The sequence below is a fragment of the Aidingimonas lacisalsi genome (assembly GCF_008079445.1).
Classification (GTDB): domain Bacteria; phylum Pseudomonadota; class Gammaproteobacteria; order Pseudomonadales; family Halomonadaceae; genus Aidingimonas; species Aidingimonas lacisalsi.
On sequence record NZ_VRYH01000019.1, the window covers coordinates 1 to 15595 of the forward strand.

General features: G+C 50.0%; 14 protein-coding genes and 5 pseudogenes. 12 read left to right on the forward strand and 7 right to left on the reverse strand.

Annotated features, from left to right (window positions below):
• Both FVV99_RS18335 and FVV99_RS19120 read left to right on the forward strand, forming a co-directional pair.
• On the forward strand, positions 1–1166 hold a 1166-nt coding region (locus FVV99_RS18335; RefSeq protein ID WP_148255574.1), incomplete at its 5' end, for a putative bifunctional diguanylate cyclase/phosphodiesterase.
• 328 nt (positions 1167–1494) lie between these two features.
• Positions 1495–1797: a group II intron maturase-specific domain-containing protein gene (locus FVV99_RS19120; protein WP_407921363.1), complete on the forward strand. Its 303-nt coding sequence runs from the start codon at positions 1495–1497 to the stop codon at positions 1795–1797.
• Between the two features lie 68 nt (positions 1798–1865).
• Here the strand turns inward: FVV99_RS19120 and FVV99_RS18605 are convergent, their stop codons facing one another.
• Positions 1866–2015, reverse strand: a complete 150-nt coding sequence (locus FVV99_RS18605) for a hypothetical protein (protein WP_161599053.1) — start codon at positions 2013–2015, stop codon at positions 1866–1868.
• A 16-nt stretch (positions 2016–2031) separates the two neighbouring features.
• On the opposite strand from FVV99_RS18605, the gene FVV99_RS18345 reads away from it, so the two are divergent.
• A complete protein-coding gene (locus tag FVV99_RS18345) occupies positions 2032–2289 on the forward strand; it encodes a transposase (protein WP_148255576.1) in 258 nt (85 codons plus the stop codon).
• Here the strand turns inward: FVV99_RS18345 and FVV99_RS18350 are convergent.
• From FVV99_RS18350 to FVV99_RS18375, 6 genes and pseudogenes are all read right to left on the reverse strand, one after another.
• Positions 2235–3005, reverse strand: coding sequence for a Crp/Fnr family transcriptional regulator (locus tag FVV99_RS18350; RefSeq protein ID WP_148255577.1), 771 nt, complete (start codon positions 3003–3005; stop codon positions 2235–2237). The genes FVV99_RS18345 and FVV99_RS18350 overlap by 55 nt on opposite strands.
• 221 nt (positions 3006–3226) lie before the next feature.
• A pseudogene (locus FVV99_RS18355) lies at positions 3227–3597 on the reverse strand (transposase); the annotation flags it as partial.
• Positions 3530–4104 (reverse strand): annotated as a pseudogene (locus tag FVV99_RS18900) (transposase); the annotation flags it as partial. The pseudogenes FVV99_RS18900 and FVV99_RS18355, both read right to left, overlap by 68 nt.
• A gap of 168 nt (positions 4105–4272) precedes the next feature.
• The gene (locus FVV99_RS18365; protein WP_148255578.1) at positions 4273–5460 is read right to left on the reverse strand and encodes an AI-2E family transporter; all 1188 of its coding nucleotides are present in this window, start codon (positions 5458–5460) and stop codon (positions 4273–4275) included.
• Between the two features lie 387 nt (positions 5461–5847).
• Positions 5848–6039 (reverse strand): CsbD family protein, encoded by a 192-nt coding sequence (locus FVV99_RS18370; protein WP_148255579.1) that lies wholly within the window; start codon positions 6037–6039, stop codon positions 5848–5850.
• Between the two features lie 177 nt (positions 6040–6216).
• Positions 6217–6419 (reverse strand): annotated as a pseudogene (locus FVV99_RS18375) (IS1380 family transposase); the annotation flags it as partial.
• A 24-nt stretch (positions 6420–6443) separates the two neighbouring features.
• Between FVV99_RS18375 and FVV99_RS19155 the strand changes: the two are divergent.
• From FVV99_RS19155 to FVV99_RS18420, 9 genes and pseudogenes are all read left to right on the forward strand, one after another.
• Positions 6444–6572, forward strand: a pseudogene (locus tag FVV99_RS19155) (IS30 family transposase); the annotation flags it as partial.
• Between the two features lie 834 nt (positions 6573–7406).
• Positions 7407–8147 (forward strand): Wzz/FepE/Etk N-terminal domain-containing protein, encoded by a 741-nt coding sequence (locus tag FVV99_RS18385; RefSeq protein WP_148255580.1) that lies wholly within the window; start codon positions 7407–7409, stop codon positions 8145–8147.
• Between the two features lie 228 nt (positions 8148–8375).
• Positions 8376–9149 (forward strand): Wzz/FepE/Etk N-terminal domain-containing protein, encoded by a 774-nt coding sequence (locus FVV99_RS18390; protein WP_148255581.1) that lies wholly within the window; start codon positions 8376–8378, stop codon positions 9147–9149.
• Positions 9150–9213: 64 nt separating this feature from the next.
• Positions 9214–10230 (forward strand): NAD-dependent epimerase, encoded by a 1017-nt coding sequence (locus FVV99_RS18395; RefSeq protein WP_148255582.1) that lies wholly within the window; start codon positions 9214–9216, stop codon positions 10228–10230.
• Between the two features lie 439 nt (positions 10231–10669).
• Positions 10670–11017, forward strand: a pseudogene (locus FVV99_RS18400) (IS30 family transposase); the annotation flags it as partial.
• 148 nt (positions 11018–11165) lie between these two features.
• Positions 11166–11858, forward strand: a complete 693-nt coding sequence (locus FVV99_RS18405; protein ID WP_148255583.1) for a sulfotransferase family 2 domain-containing protein — start codon at positions 11166–11168, stop codon at positions 11856–11858.
• Positions 11859–11901: 43 nt separating this feature from the next.
• A complete protein-coding gene (locus FVV99_RS18410) occupies positions 11902–12789 on the forward strand; it encodes a hypothetical protein (protein ID WP_148255584.1) in 888 nt (295 codons plus the stop codon).
• Between the two features lie 563 nt (positions 12790–13352).
• A complete protein-coding gene (locus tag FVV99_RS18415; protein WP_148255586.1) occupies positions 13353–14228 on the forward strand; it encodes a glycosyltransferase family 2 protein in 876 nt (291 codons plus the stop codon).
• A gap of 1 nt (position 14229) precedes the next feature.
• On the forward strand, positions 14230–15447 hold the full coding sequence (locus FVV99_RS18420) for an O-antigen ligase family protein (protein WP_148255585.1): 1218 nt from the start codon (positions 14230–14232) through the stop codon (positions 15445–15447).
• Positions 15448–15595: the final 148 nt, after the last annotated feature.

Here is a 15595-nt window from a genome sequence, read left to right on the forward strand (position 1 = left end):
CGTTAGCTGAGCCGTACCAAATCTGCCATAACGAGCTGCATATTACCGCAAGCATCGGGGTCAGTGTTTACCCCGATCACGGCAGCGATGAGCCCACCTTGCTCAATAATGCCGATACAGCCATGTACCACGCCAAGAAAAGCGGTCGCAACAAGTACCAGCTGTTCAGTGCCGAGATGGACGCCCTGAAGACGCAAAACAGGAATCTGGAATCCCAACTGCATCTGGCACTAAAGGCAGACGCTTTGTTTCTCGATTTCCAGCCCCGCATAGATCTCGCCACCGGCTATATGGTTAGCGCAGAAGCGCTGGTGCGTTGGCAAAACCCGACACAGGGCCTCATGCCGCCCTCGGCGTTTCTTCCCGTCGCAGAAGCCCGCGAACTCATGGTCCCTATTGGTTACTGGGTATTGGGTGAGACCTGCCGTCGGTTACAGGCATGGCGTCGTGAAGGGGGCGATATCGTGCCCATCGCGGTGAACATGTCAGCGATGCAACTGCGCGACAAGACATTGCCCGCTCGTGTGGCGGAGATATTGGCCAAGACCGGGCTAGATGCCCATTTTCTAGAACTGGAGGTGTCTGAAAGCAGCCTGATGCATCTGCATACCGATGCTTCAATATCGACACTGGTCGAGTTGAGCCATATGGGGATACGCATTGCCATCGACGACTTCGGTGACGGGAGCGTCAGCCTGAAACAGTTGCAATGTTTTCCAATCGACACGGTCAATCTCGCGCCCTGTTTTGTTCATGACATGCTAAATAACTTGGAAGATTCCCTGTTCATCAAGGCGCTTATCAATTTTGGTCAGAATTTATCCATGCGCGTCATGGCCAAGGGTGTCGAGACACCCGAACAGCTGGACTATCTCGAATTACAAGGCTGCGATGGTGCCCAGGGGTTCTGGCTCAGTAAGCCGCTGTCGGCAACAGATTTTCGTGCATTACTCGGTTCTGATCGGTTGCTTACTAGTGTCTTAAAAAGCTCGGCGCATTCAGCGCAACAGTCAATGCCTGCCGATAACGCTGGATTCGGGTCTGAATTTTGCGCGGTAGATAAATGCCCAATTTTTGTTTTCAAGGATGAATCAATGAACTCATCAATTTCCACATTCGATACTCGCGTATACACCCCATTGAGTGCGCTACATGCCCATGCCTAGAGCTTGCAGGCGCAGCCGTTGAGCGATTTGCTAGTGGATAAATCTGCCTCCAGTCCTGCTAGCCGGAGAGCAAATGCCCTGGCATTTACTTTCGGTAATCTTCATATCGGTTTCAGTAAGCAGCGCCTGACAAGCAAAACTATGGCATTGCTAAAAGAGTGGGCGGAAAGCTGCGGGCTGGCGGCGGTATCGCCAATTTCACGAGCGGTGGGCAGCCATTGTTCGGCAGTTTGCCGGGCCTCGTCATCGCCACCCAGAGAGCGCAGGCAAGCAAGGTAATCTATTTACCGGCTTTAATCCTGGGGTAAGCCGTAAGGCACTTAAGCGGATACATGAAACGCTCCGTCGTATGAATATTAACCGAGCGACATGGGCAGACCTTCGTCAACTGGCGGATTGGCTCAACCCCATGGTGCGAGGATGGGTAACATATTACGGAAAGTTCTATCCGCAACCTCTGGAGCGGGCGCTGGTAAAGATCGATCTTCGTCTTGGCCGTTGGGCACGCAACAAGTACAAGCGCTTGAGAGGGCATAAACGCCGGTCATGGGCCTGGGTAAAGAAGGTTCGTACGGCACAGCCGACACTCTTTGTGCATCGGGAGTTTGTCTACTCGAAGAAGGTTGGATAGGAAGAGCCGTATGAATCGAGAGGTTCACGTACGGTTCTGTGAGGGCCTGAGGGGGTGGTTCCCCCGGGCTACTCGACCTGCATACGGCCAAGCAGATCGCCGCCCTCCAGGAGCTGGTAGCCGATCAGGGGGGCCACCGGCGATGCCTGGGTGATCAAGGAAAAGCTGCGCTGGATCCAGAAGGCACCGACACCGCGTGCCACACGGTAGTGCATCACGAACTACCTCAAGGTCATGCGGGAGGCCGTTACCGGCCAGGCACTGCTCCAGCCGATGGTGAAGGCCCTGACGACGCTGGAGCGGCATGCCGAGCAGGTGGTGAGGCGCTGGATCTCCGGCCTGACCAACGCCCGTCTGGAAGGCATGAACGGTCTGTTCCAGGCGGCCCGATCACGCGCACACGGCTACCGGAACGAGGCCAACTTCATCGCGATGATCTACCTGATCGGCAGTCCCGTGGGACGGTTACTGGACCAGGCCGAATCCACATGAAACGTCGAGGAACCGTTTAGCAGGCGGTCGTATTCTTCCTTGACCACCGTATAGCATTCGCAGACGCGCCCCTCCAGTCCAGGCCGGTCAGTCACGGTGATATGCCCACGGTGATATGAGATGAGGCCCGCTTTTTGGAGTTTACCCGCCGATTCGGTGACTCCCTCGCGACGAACACCCAGCATATTGGCGATTAATTCCTGGGTCATGACCAGTTTATCGCCTGGCAGTCGGTCAAGGCTTAGTAGTAGCCAGCGACATAGTTGCTGATCGACGCTGTGATGACGATTGCATACCGCCGTCTGTGCCATTTGCGTCAGCAAGGCTTGAGTATAGCGAAGGAGCAGTTGCTGCATCGGGCCGGCGCGGTAGAATTCGTTTTTGAGCAGTTGACCCTTGATACGGTAAGCCTTCCCTGCACTCTGAATGATCGCTCGGCTGGGCGTGGTTTCACCGCCCATGAACAGTGACACGCCCACAACCCCTTCATGGCCCACAACAGCAATTTCCGTGGAGGCACCATCCTCCATGACGCACAACAGCGAGACGATGGAGTCAATCGGAAAGTAAACATGGTCCATTTGCTGTCCGGATTCACACAGCGATTGGCCCAATGTCAGCGTCACCTCCTCGAAATGAGGCAACAGTCGTTTCAACTCATCTTCCGGCAGCAAGCCAAGCAGAGCGTTTTGCTGTAAAACATGCAATTCTTGCATTGAAGATCTATCCCTCTTGCTTGATTTCGCACAACATCTGATCGCAATGCCCAATATGGGTTATATGATTTCAGTTGTTTATATACGGGTATCTCAAGTTCACCGAGACACATTTCTCAAGTATAGAACGCTATAGAGCAACATCTGTACGCTATCACACATAAGGCGATGCGATGCATTCAAGCTTAAAATCGCGATTCGTATCACAAAATGGTATCTGATTACGTATATGGCTCAGCCAGCTTCAGGAGCCGGTACGGCATCGGCGGTGTTCTCGCCGCCACCGTCAGAAAGCGTGGGATCATGGCCGTGAGGTCATAGCGCCGATTGAAGCGGTACTCGAACTCGGCCAGGTAGCGCGGCACATGGTGTCCACGGATGGCATGGTAGCTGCCGGTGATGGCGTGCTTGACGTTGCCCAGCACGGTGTTGACCCAGTTGTACGCTCGTGCATGACCTGCAGCAGCTTGTGCTTGAGCTTCCAGGCGGTGTTGTAGCTGACGCTGAGCTCCCGGGACAACTGCAGCGCCGAGAGGCCATTCTTGCGTTGGGTCAGCAGGTAGATAGCCAGGAACCAGGTGGTAAGCGGCAAAGCGCGACTGCAACGCCTTGTTCGTGCCCTCTCGCCAGGTGACTGTTTGGTAGTGGGCGTTCTCCAGGGCATGGGCCAACGTGTCCGCCGACACGGGATGGTGCTCCGTCGTCTGTTGCCACCGTATGGGTGGCCGCCCCTGCCCCGACCATTCAGGGGGCAGGGGCTCGGTACCGGGCGCCCAGACGCTGAGGTCGTCGCTAATGCCCACGCAGTAGCTCAGGCCCCACTCGGCGAGCTGTTCCCGCCAGACCGTCACCTTGCCGTAGGCGGCATCCGCCAGCACGATGCCAGGCGTGATGCCGGCGTCCAGCGTCTCGCGAACCTGCTGCAGGGCGATCTCCGGATCAAGGCTGGCCGCGATGGGCTCGATGCTCTTTCGGGGCAGCAATAGCATCAGGCCATAACAGTAGTCCCTGAAGCTTCGCACGCGATCGGCATGTCCCGTTGGGGCGCCAACTCGTCCAGGTAGGCATCGAAACCGTCGTGAAGCGTAGAGCGTGACATCAACTGCAACCGGCATCCCTGAGGTAGAACACCCCCACATCGTAACAGCCTAATTTATGACACAGTAGTACTAAGCTTTGTCTGAAAAATCGATGAAAAGCGGATTTTACGAGAGTGTAAATGAGCATATTGAGCCGATTTTTAACGCCCTGAAGGGGGACGCTACCTTCATGGTCTTTCATCTCGATTGCTCAGAGTGTGTTTCAGGCTAGTCTTGATTTCCCCCCAGATGGCGACGAAAAACGCCGTCAAGGGAACCGCGAGTATCAGGCCAATAATGCCGCCCAAGGCCGTACCCCAGAAGAACAGAGAAATAACCACGAGTGCGGGGTGAAGGCCTGAGCGGTTGGCCATGATCTTCGGTGTCAGCAACCAGCTTTCCACCAGTTGAACCGCCGCAAACACCAGTCCGGCCAGGACCAGTAACTCAACGCCGCCATCCGGCTGCAGGTAGGCCATGGGCAGGATCACCAGCAGGCCGATGAGGGTGCCCAGGAAGGGGACGATATTCAGCAGCCCCAGCACCAGCCCGGCAAGCACGCCAAAATCCAGGCCGATCAGCGTGAAACTTATGGCATACAAGGTACCCATACACACGGCGATGATCAGCTGGCCTTGAAAGAAGGCTGATACATATCCGACGAACACATCCATGAAGTACAGCATTTTCTGCTGGGTGGGCTTGTGGAAGATGGACAACAGTTCGGATGCCTGCCCTCGGAGCAAGTCTCCGGAAAGCAGGGTGAAAAACAGAAAAAGGGGCACGAAACTAATTGCCGCCAACCGCCCCAGATAGGACATGATAGCCGTGCTCGGATTTTCCACGCCCGGTACGACTGACTCGGATTCCTCGCCATCGCTGCTCTCCATGCTGGTGGAGATCATGGAGCTAAGTTCTGGAAAGTGAGTGGAGAAATGAGTCTGGAAGCTTGCCAGTGCATCGGGCAGAACGGTCATCAACTGGATGGCCTGGCTGACAAGGATGGGGACAAGCAGGAAAATCAGGCCACCGATGCCCACGAAGAAGGCCACCAGCAGAAGAATGATGGCCAGCAAGCGGGGAAAGTGGAGCCGGCTCTCGAGAACCCCCACCACTGGATAAAGTACCAGCGCCAGAATCCCGGCCAGGGAAAGCGACAGGAGAAGATTGTAGAATGCATTCAGTATCCAACTGAATGACCACACAATGATTCCGATCAGCGCTGCCAATACAACCAGGCAAAACAGAACCGCTGTGTAACGAAACAAGCGGAGCTGGACCGCATTGAACAGATGTTTATCCGGGCCTGATTCCGCCGGATTCCGACCGGCAACCTTCGACCCGCTAGCCAAGGGTTCCTGCCTATTGTGAGGCATTGCCAATTCCTGCATTAGTTGCTCGCGAATTCACCAAACAGCTGCAGCCCAACACCGGCCACTGCAGGAGCACGCTCAGCCATCTGGGTAGCCCGACACCTGGCGTAGAGGGACTCGACGCGCTGCTCCTTGTTCTGCTTCATGGTCCTCCCTGAAATGACGAACGGGCGACCACCCATGCCTAGAATACCGCCCAACGCCAGGACTGCGTAACGTATCTTCCCTCTGTTATATCGGCCTAATGACCTAGGTCTATCTTTCTGAGCTTTTCATCCTTCATGTTACAGACATCGTCACCAGTAATAGCAGTAATACTCAGCAACATGGAACCGGCTTTCACGTCATCGACGACGGCGTAGCTGATCTTCAGTTATACCGTTGAGTCTTTCATGGTGCTTCCTTATTTTTTGATTCTTCATTGCCATCATTCATATCTGCTAATTCTGCTTCAGCCTTGCCACCATGTTTTTCGGCTTTTCCCTTGTACTCCGTGCTTTTGTCGCCGGTCACCTTTCCGGCAACCTCCTTGGCCTTCCCCTTCGCCTCGTTCGCATGACCTTTGACCTGGTTCCTGCTCATGAGCTGATCTCCAAATGATTTTGCCGCTTAGTTTTTCCTCGCATCCTGAACTCATATAGATGCAGGAGGAGGCTGTTAAGATAGTTGAATATCGAGGTATGGTCAGTGCGGTGTCCAACATATATATACGAACTCATTTAAGGCAGTCAGCTGAGGCAGGCCATTCAGCAAGGTGGGCTACCATTTGTCGGTGGCATCGCCGCCGCTACTGTGAGCACCTGCGCACGCATCCGCATCAAGCTCCAGCCTTGCCGGGTTTGCCCCTCTCGCAGACCGTGAAGGACTTGATAAGCGTAGAGACTCAGCAGCAAACTTACTTCGTTGTGGGCCATCACATCCTAGACAGTGGAGTCGCCGCGATCCGTCGATGAGAGGTGCAGCTGTCGCTTGTGGTGCGATGATCACTCAGAAGCGTCGTAGCCAAGCTGAACAATCGCCCCAGAAAACGCTTGGGGTATCGGACACCGGCACAAGTGTTCCTGGGAGAGTATTCAGGGGCACTGAAAACCGCAGGTGCTGCGCTTAATGTTTGAATTCAGGATCCCCTCATGCTGTGCTCTCCAGCCTCTCTCGTCCATGCGAGGGGCGTTGGATACCGTTCAAACTGACGAGTAAGAAGCCTGAAGGGCCCATCTACACAGCAGGGTCAATGCCCATCAGGAGCGACACGGGTTACCTTCAGGCCGTGAGGGAATGGTAGCGAATCATTCCCTCCGAGAGACACAAGGAGCGACTTCAGTCGCGATAGGGGCCGTCAGGCGCCCGGCGGTAGCACAGGGCAGGGCTCACGCCCTGCATCGCGGTTGAAACCGCTCCCACAACCCCATAACCCGGCATTCCATGGGCACTGGTTTTGTAGGAACGACTTCAGTCGCGATAGGCCATACAACCCCATAATCCGACATTCCATGGGCACTGGGTTTTGTAGGAGCGACTTCAGTCGCGATAGGTGCCGTCAGGCACCCGGCGGTGGCACAAGGCAGGGCTCTGCACTTAAACGAACCGCCAACCCAAGTCAACGCTTCAATCACGCAGGTACTCCCTGTATCCTAATGTCGCTGAAAATAGAGCTGCATCACCAAAGCAGCCGCAGGTGCCAACGGGTAAAGGATGATTCCAGGGCATTGACCGTTTCTCGCTTACGTTCAATCGCCATGCGAGGCCGCGCATGGAAGTGGACGCCTGTGTGAAACCCCTGCCATTATCGTTATGACACCTTGCTCGCTGTAACAAGACGTCGATCAGAGCAATTGCGGGCAAGGGAAGATGTCCGGAACAATCCCTGGGCGGTAGCGTGCCCAGAAAACGAGAGCGATAACAACAGCCCGGATAGCTGAATCGCCTGATAGCAGACCGTGGGGAACTTGATGAACAACCAAACCCGTCGGCCGGCCGACGACATCTCGCTGGTCGATCTCGCCCTGATCCTGGTCAGGCGATGGCGGATAATGCTTGGCGTCTTCCTTTCCGTCATCGCGTTTGCCATTGCCTACGTGCTGCTGTCGGCAGAGACCTATACCTACACCTCGTTATACGGCATCTCGGAAATCGAAGGCGAACAGGGCGGCACAGTCGGGTTGGAGAGCCCAGCTACCGTGCTGACACGCCTGCAGACGCAAACATTACCCACGGAAATACGGCGCTATCTCGCAGACCAGGACCTGGAGCGGTTGCCCTTCGATATTAACGCCGGCCACCTGGAAGGCTCACACCTGGTATCGTTGACCACTCGCGCTCCCGAGGAGCAAGGGGATGCTATTGAACACCTGCACCAGCAAGTGTTCGAGGCGTTGGCCGGTGAGCAGCAGGCTCTGGTCGAGCGGACACGCAGTAGCCTGGAAGCGAGGCTGGATGGGTTACAGAAAGCGATGCAGGAAACGGGCATTGCCGACGAAACGATGCTCGAGACAACCCGGCACTACGAAGACCTCCTCGCCTCCCTTACGGAGGGGGAAGCGTCGCAAGTCGCATCACGCAGCCTGGGCGCACAGGGCGCCTCTAGCACGCTGATCATCGGCCTGGCTGTCGTGTTGGGAATGCTGCTGTCTGTCATTGCGGCGTACCTGTGGCATTTCATCTCGATCGTTCGCGCCAACCTGAACGATTGATCGCTCGCAACCGTGGCTTGTCGCCTCCCCGCGACATACCTGACACAAAACTCATACGTGTCAGCAGTAGAGCTCATGCAACGCCTTCACTAAAATGGCATTTTGCACAAACGGCTACGGTTTTTAACAGTTTACAACCACACTTTCACGGGCATGGAGACGTCACCCGGAACAATCTCCCGGCGGTAGCGTGCCCGAATGCTTGGAATCTCATCACGGAACGACGGAATGACTGACTCTCAAGACGCTCGAACGGTAAACCACCACGACGATGAAATTTCCCTGGTCGACCTGGCCAAGATCCTGATCAAGCGCTGGAAGATCATGGTAGCCATCTTCCTGGTCGTCGTGCTGGGGGCACTGGCTTATGCACTGATGTTGCCCACCCCCTATCAATACACGTCGATCTACAACGTGGCGGAAGAAGGGGCGGGCGACCCGCTGGAAGAACCCTCTTCGCTCGTCGCCAAGGCAGACAACCTCTTTCTCGGCCCGATCACCCGCGAACTGATCGCCAGTGAAGGGCTGGAACGTCTGCCTTTTGAAACCAAGGTGGATAACCCGAACGATACCCTGCTCGTAACGATCTCCTCTCAGGCCACTCCTGACAACGAGGCATTGGTAACGGCCCTGCACGACAACCTCTTGACGCGCCTGAAAGAGAGCCAGCACCAGAGTGTCGAGCGGCGCCGGCGTTCGCTGGAACGGCAGCTAGAAAGTGCAAATGAGGCGCTAGATGCGGCTCGCAATTCCAACAGTGAAGGGTCGGCAGAAGTCGTTGCCAGTTCGATGGCGCGTATTTCATCGATCGAAGCCGATCTGGAAGAGCTGACGGAAGGCGAAGTCTCGCAAACCGCCGTGCAAAGCCTTCAACAGCAAGGCACCAGTAAGAAACTGGTTCTGGCATTGGGCATCGTGCTGGGCGGCATGCTGGCCGTGCTGAGCGCCTTCTTCGCCCAGTTCGCCAGCCTGGTTTGCGCCAGCCTGAAAGAAGACCGCTAGCGGTTACACCGCCACAATAGTGTTACCTTACTTATAATTTCTTGACTCTTGGTGTATTGATGCCATGAAAATCCTCGTGACGGGCAATGCCGGTTTCATCGGCTTCCATACCGCCAAGTACCTGCTGAAGCGGGGCGACAGCGTCGTCGGCTTCGATAGCGTTAACGACTACTACGATGTCAGCCTGAAGGAAGCCCGGCTGGCCATCCTCGAGGAAACGGCGCAACAGAGCAGCGGCGAGTATACTTTCATCCGCGCCAATCTGGCCGATCAGCAAGCGGTGCACGAGTGCTTCCTGAATCACCAGTTCGATCGAGTGATTCACCTGGCGGCCCAGGCCGGGGTGCGTTATTCGATCGAGAACCCGCACAGCTATGTGGAAAGCAACCTGGTGGCGTTTACCAACATTCTGGAAGCCTGCCGCTACGCCAAGGTACCGCACTTGACGTACGCCAGTACCAGCAGCATCTACGGCGCCAATACCAAGATGCCGTTTTCCGAGCATGAGGGGGTCAACCACCCGTTGCAGTTCTACGCCGCCACCAAGAAAGCCAACGAGATGATGGCGCACAGCTACAGCCACCTCTACCGGCTGCCGACCACCGGGCTGCGCTTCTTCACGGTATACGGCCCCTGGGGTCGGCCGGATATGGCACTGTTCAAGTTCACGCAGAACATTCTCAACGATGAGCCCATCCCGGTGTTCAACCACGGCAACCACACCCGCGATTTCACCTACGTGGACGACATCGTGGAAGGCGTGATTCGCGCCAGTGACCACATCGCCGAGCCGAACCCGGATTGGGACAGCGACAACCCGGACCCGGCCACCAGCAACGCGCCGTTTCGCGTGTTCAACATCGGCAACAACAACCCGGTGAAGCTCAGCGCCTACATCGAAGCGATCGAAGAGGCGCTGGGCAAAACCGCCAGGAAAGACCTACTCCCCCTACAACCCGGCGATGTACCGGACACCTATGCGGATTCTTCCGAACTGGAGAAAGCGGTCGGTTACAAGCCTTGTACGCCGGTGAAAGAGGGAGTGGCGAGGTTTGTGGAATGGTATCGAAGTTTTTATTAGATGTGAGAAGGTTTGGATAGCCCCCATTATCGATAACCTCATTGTATTTCAATGAGTTAGCAATTTCGCCTCTCATGATATTGTGAGGGTGGCTCACAAAATTGTGGTGGGTTTCGCGAAACGGCAATTCTCACAATATTGTGAGATGTGAAAAGCTGTTTTAATTTTTTTCCGGGCGTTTTTGCTGTTTTATCCAATCGACCTAAAAAATATGCCAAGGATAAGGGAGAGAAATTTTAGCCCTCCCCCTCCTGTGCTGAACACCTGATGATGCTTGCTGATGAAGGCGTACTTCACTTTAGGCTGTTCGCGTAGTACATCGCTGTATGCTTAACCGGTCAATGCAACAGTGGCTGACAAGACCTCAGCCGCGCGTTCGCCTGTTCACGCTCGAAAGTATCTTTCTGTTGGGCCTTGGAGCGCTACTGGTAGAGCCACCAAGGCTATGTGCCGGCTGCTGAAGCCACGCCGTGGCGCTGTGGAGACCTCTACGTTGGATAACGGCTCGCCGAGAGGTGGCTCATACGGTGAGAGTGCCACTACCTATTTCTGTGATCCCTACCGCTACAGCCAGCGGGGGACGAACGAAAACACCAACGGATTGATTCGGCAGTACTTGCCGAAGGGTACCGGCTTCCGAAAGGTGAGCGATGCCGAGCTTCGACTGGTAGTGGACAAGCTCAATAACCGGCCCAGGAAGCGTCTGGGTTATCGAACACCTGCCCAAGTGTTTCTGAGCGAGTACTCAGGTGCACTGAAAACAGCAAGTGCTGTGTTTATTGGGTGAAGTCCAGGAAGTTGGGGTCAAAAGTTGCTGAAAAGTAAAACTCTAACTCGTCGATGACTATCAAGCAGCTTTCACGTGGGATGCAGCGTTTCCCTAAATCAAGTTTCGCTATAGTATTGAGATATAAAACTTTGAGGATGGCTTGATTATGATTTTATCGAAAAAGAATGGGTTCATTTTTATCAAGACAACCAAGACTGCAGGGACTAGCGTGGAAGTTTTTTTGTCGCCTTTTTGCGGAGATTCTGATATTATTACTCCAATTTATCCCGCAGAGAAAGGCCATGAGCCAAGAAATTATAAGGGATTTTTTAATCCGTTAAATGACTATTGGTCAGGGTTGGGGGTAAAGGAAACCGCAAAAAGTGTTAGCGAGCTATTTCATAAAACAAAGTATTATAACCATATGAGTGCTTCAAGACTAAAGGCTCGAATTGACCCTGATTTATGGGATAATAGTTATAAATTCACAATTGAAAGAAATCCTTGGGACAAATGTGTTTCATGGTATAAAATGATAAAAAACAGGAAAAATCTTGATATTACGTTTAGCAAGTTTATTCGTGAACATCCTCTACCAAAAGATTTTAAAAAATACACAGACAATACCAGTGGGGAAATTTTGGTAGACACGGTAATAGAGTACTCTCGACTTGATGAGGATTTGAGAGGTATCTTTTCGTATCTTGAGATACCTTTTCCTGGGCTTGATGTTTATGCTAAGCGGTCAGCCAAAGGCTCGAGCGATAATTATAGAGAGTATTATAAAGATCAAGAAGATATAGATTACATCGCTAATTTTTTTAAGGAAGAGATTTCTCTATTTAACTATGATTATTGATCTTTAGTTTTTGAAAGCTCTTAATAAAGTTTGGCTTTTCTCTATGAACCACAAAGTATACCTTCATTTAGGTCTTCATAAAACTGCGACAACTTCAATGCAGCAGTATGTCTTTCCATTTGTTGAAGGAGTTAATTTCCTGGGGAGAGAGGTTATAGATCTAAAAGATAACTCATCCCTCTACAAAAAAATAGCATACTATTGCTTCTCAAAAGAGGAAAATATAAAGCTAAAAAAAGAAATTGGTACAGCGCTAGAGAATACTTTAAACGACAGCAGTATATTAATAAGTGATGAATGGTTTACTGCAGATTATTCTGGTTTTTTTGCATTTGATGGTGCCCATTGGCAAATGAAGATTGCTAGGCTTTCTGAATTGTTAGAAGGAGCTGATTGTCAAGTTATTTTAACAATTAGACATCCTTTTGAAGGCTTGTATTCACAGTATTGTGAGTTCCTTAGTGTTGGTATTGATGAATTATATCCAACTTTCCGTAGTTATGCTGAATTTTCAAATGATGCCAATGCTTATCATTATGAATATTTATTTAAATCCATTAAAAGAAATTTTGAAAACCTCAGCATTGTTACATTTGACGAGCTTAAAGACAGTTCCGGCGTGCATCCGTTATGTGATTTTTTCCAGGTTCGCACTCTACCTGAAATTGGGCATGCTAACAAAAGAGAAAAAAACAATGAAGGCGTGAAAGTAGTTAAGCAATCAAAGGTTGTAAAATTTGTCTCCTCTAATATTCCGAAAGCTGTTGGTAAATGTCTTCGGCAGAACAAAAAATTGGCTTGGTTGAAAAACTTACTTATACGGTTTATCTCTGATGAAATATATTTAGAGGTACCTACAAAGGCTGACGAACAATTCATTAAAGATAATTTTAGTAAATCTATTACTATTTATAAACAAAAAGACTTTTAAGAAAGTGTTGGTCTTCATTTGCTTCTGCGGACACGCATCGATAACCTCCCTGGAGGTAAACGATGTCAACCATAAATAATGGTGATAAGAGCGAAAGTATTCGGTTGAATTCAGGATTCCAGGTTTAAGGCAGTCCAGAAAGCCATCAGCCATACCGATGCGTTAAAGGTGTAGCTAAAGGCCGGTAGGGGGACACGACTTCGTGCAGTAGTACGACCCATGAGCATCGACACAGAAACGCTATGTTGGCGAAGCGACACGCCATCAATCAGGTGGAGAGGCCAAGCCCGCACGTTGCCGGAGTGGAAAGCTTCGCAACTGGACGCCGTTAAATAGCGTATTACTTAACCTGAAGTATGAACTTCAGGTCACAGTAGGCAAACCAAAACACCGGTCTGTGTAAATGCACTTAAAGGGGACTGGGTTCTTGAAAACTACCGGGAGACAGGTATCACAAATCTCAAGGAGACTGCTGCCTGCCAAATAAACTACTATGGAAATTTGACAACGTTTTCTAATATGATAATTGATTATCTCAAATTCTTGGAGTAATAGTGATTCATATGCGAAAGGAAAATCACTCTACTACTCGCAAAATAGTATCTAGCCGGCCTAAAATTTTTGATGAAGAAAATGGTCGATTCTATTCTTTGGTAAAACTGCCCCAAGAGAGGGGGAAGATATCGGATGGTGGGCTTCGGTTTAATGGAAAATTTAAAGAAGATTCGAAAGAATTACCTTTAGTTACCGTTGTTACAGTTGTATTCAATGATGTCGATAATATTGAAAAAACGCTTTGTAGTGTAGTTCAACAAACTTACTCTAACATTGAATATATTGTTGTGGATGGTGGCTCCAACGATGGGACTCTAGATATTATAAAGGAATATAGTCATCTCATTGATTATTGGGTGAGCGAAAATGATGAAGGAATATACGATGCTATGAATAAGGGAATTACTCTCGCGAGTGGGCAATGGGTGAATTTCATGAACTCAGGTGATAGGTTTTTCTCTACCAGTACCGTCGAAGATATAGGCTTTGATCAATTAAGCTCTTATAATTTGATTTACGGTGACAAGCAAGAACGCGGAAATATTATCAAAGCATATCCGGAAAGAATGTTAGAGAAAGGTATTTTGCATGCATGTCATCAGTCAATGTTTTTTAAGAAAACGCAACATACCTCCAAGGTGCTTAAATATAATTTAAAGTTTAGCATTTACTCAGATTATGACCTTGTTAATAGGTACTATAATAAACTTTCTCGTTTTTACTATGTAGATAAGCCGTTGGCAGTTTTTCAGGGGGAGGGGGTGTCTTCTACAACATCATGGCAAAAAAGAAGTGATAAATATATTTCTGTCTATGAGTCTTATGGCACTGTGGGAGTGATTAGAGCTATTTGTTTTCGCATATCTTCACTTTTTGGGAAGTAACATGTTTTTTTGGGGGGTATTTTCAGCAGTATTATTTTCGGTTTTTTCCTATGCTAATAGCAAAGTTTTTTCCTTCGTTTTGACTTTGTTTTCTTATTATATTGTTGGTATTTTTACTTATTTTCTAGGGGTTGAATTTGGCTCAGGAATAGCTTTTTTTCCTTTGGTTATATATGTAGTTATATTACTTGATAATGTTGGCTCAGTTAAGTTGTGCCCAAGAATTTTTGTTTTGGGATTCTCTCTTTTTGTCTTGCTTCTGCTTATGATTTTTTCATTATTATACTCGGATGATTATGACTCTGGTTATTCGTATATTGTAAGCTATATTTATGGGGTGATTGTTCCAGCAGTAACTGCGTATTTTTTGTCATTTAACAGACTAATTCCGCTCAGAAAATTTCAAGATTATTTTGTTGTTGTAATGCTGTCTGTGGTTGTTTTTTCTATAATTTTTGACGGAGAATATAAAGGAAGGCTGACAGTACCTAACACAAACCCAATTTACTTCTCATTATTATGTGCGCTAGGGTTTGTTGTCTCGTTGCTTAGGATTATTGAGGTGAAAATAAATAGGAAAAACTTTGCTTTCTCACTCTTATCTTGCTGCCTACTTTTCTATGCATTGATCATGTCCGGTAGTCGAGGTGCGTTATTGGCTACTTTGATTGCTATTTTTTGTTACCTTTTTCTAGATTTGTTCAGAGTCATTTACAAGGGCCGTACATGGTTCAGGTTTAATTTTTTTATTGTAACAGGTGGCTTTATAGCTATCTTTTCTTTGTTTCTTTTGGGTTCAAGTTCTAGGTCAATCTCTGGACTTGTTGATGTGTTTCAGGGTGATTTGGGAAGGTCTGGCAATATAAGACTTGACACGCTTTCTTTCTGGATAAGTGAGCTCTTTTCATCCCCATTTTTAGGCGTTGGTGTTGGAAGTTTACCAGGGTATCCTCACAATATTTTTGTTGAGATTGTCGTCATGCTTGGTATTCCTGGATTGTTTGCATCCGTTTTTTTAATTTGTTTGTTCGTTAAAAATTACATTAATCTTGTTTTCTTGGGTAAGCACGATGAGCGCGTCTTAGGAACTATGATGCTTGTTTCTTTGCTTTCATCATTTTTAAGTTATTCGCTTTGGATGAAGGGTGAGCTTTTTGTTATGTTGGTATTAGCGGTATTTTGTTCTCGAGATAGAAGTTGGGTTTCAAAATCTGAGTAGGAAATGGGATGGACCCGTCCCTCCATGTGCCAAGATGAAGATTAACGCCATCTGCGGGTGCATGGGGCACCACACGGCATCTCGAAGAGAGGGTCCATCCATGAATAACATTAGCATCGTCGGCATTGATCTCGCCAAGCATGTTTTC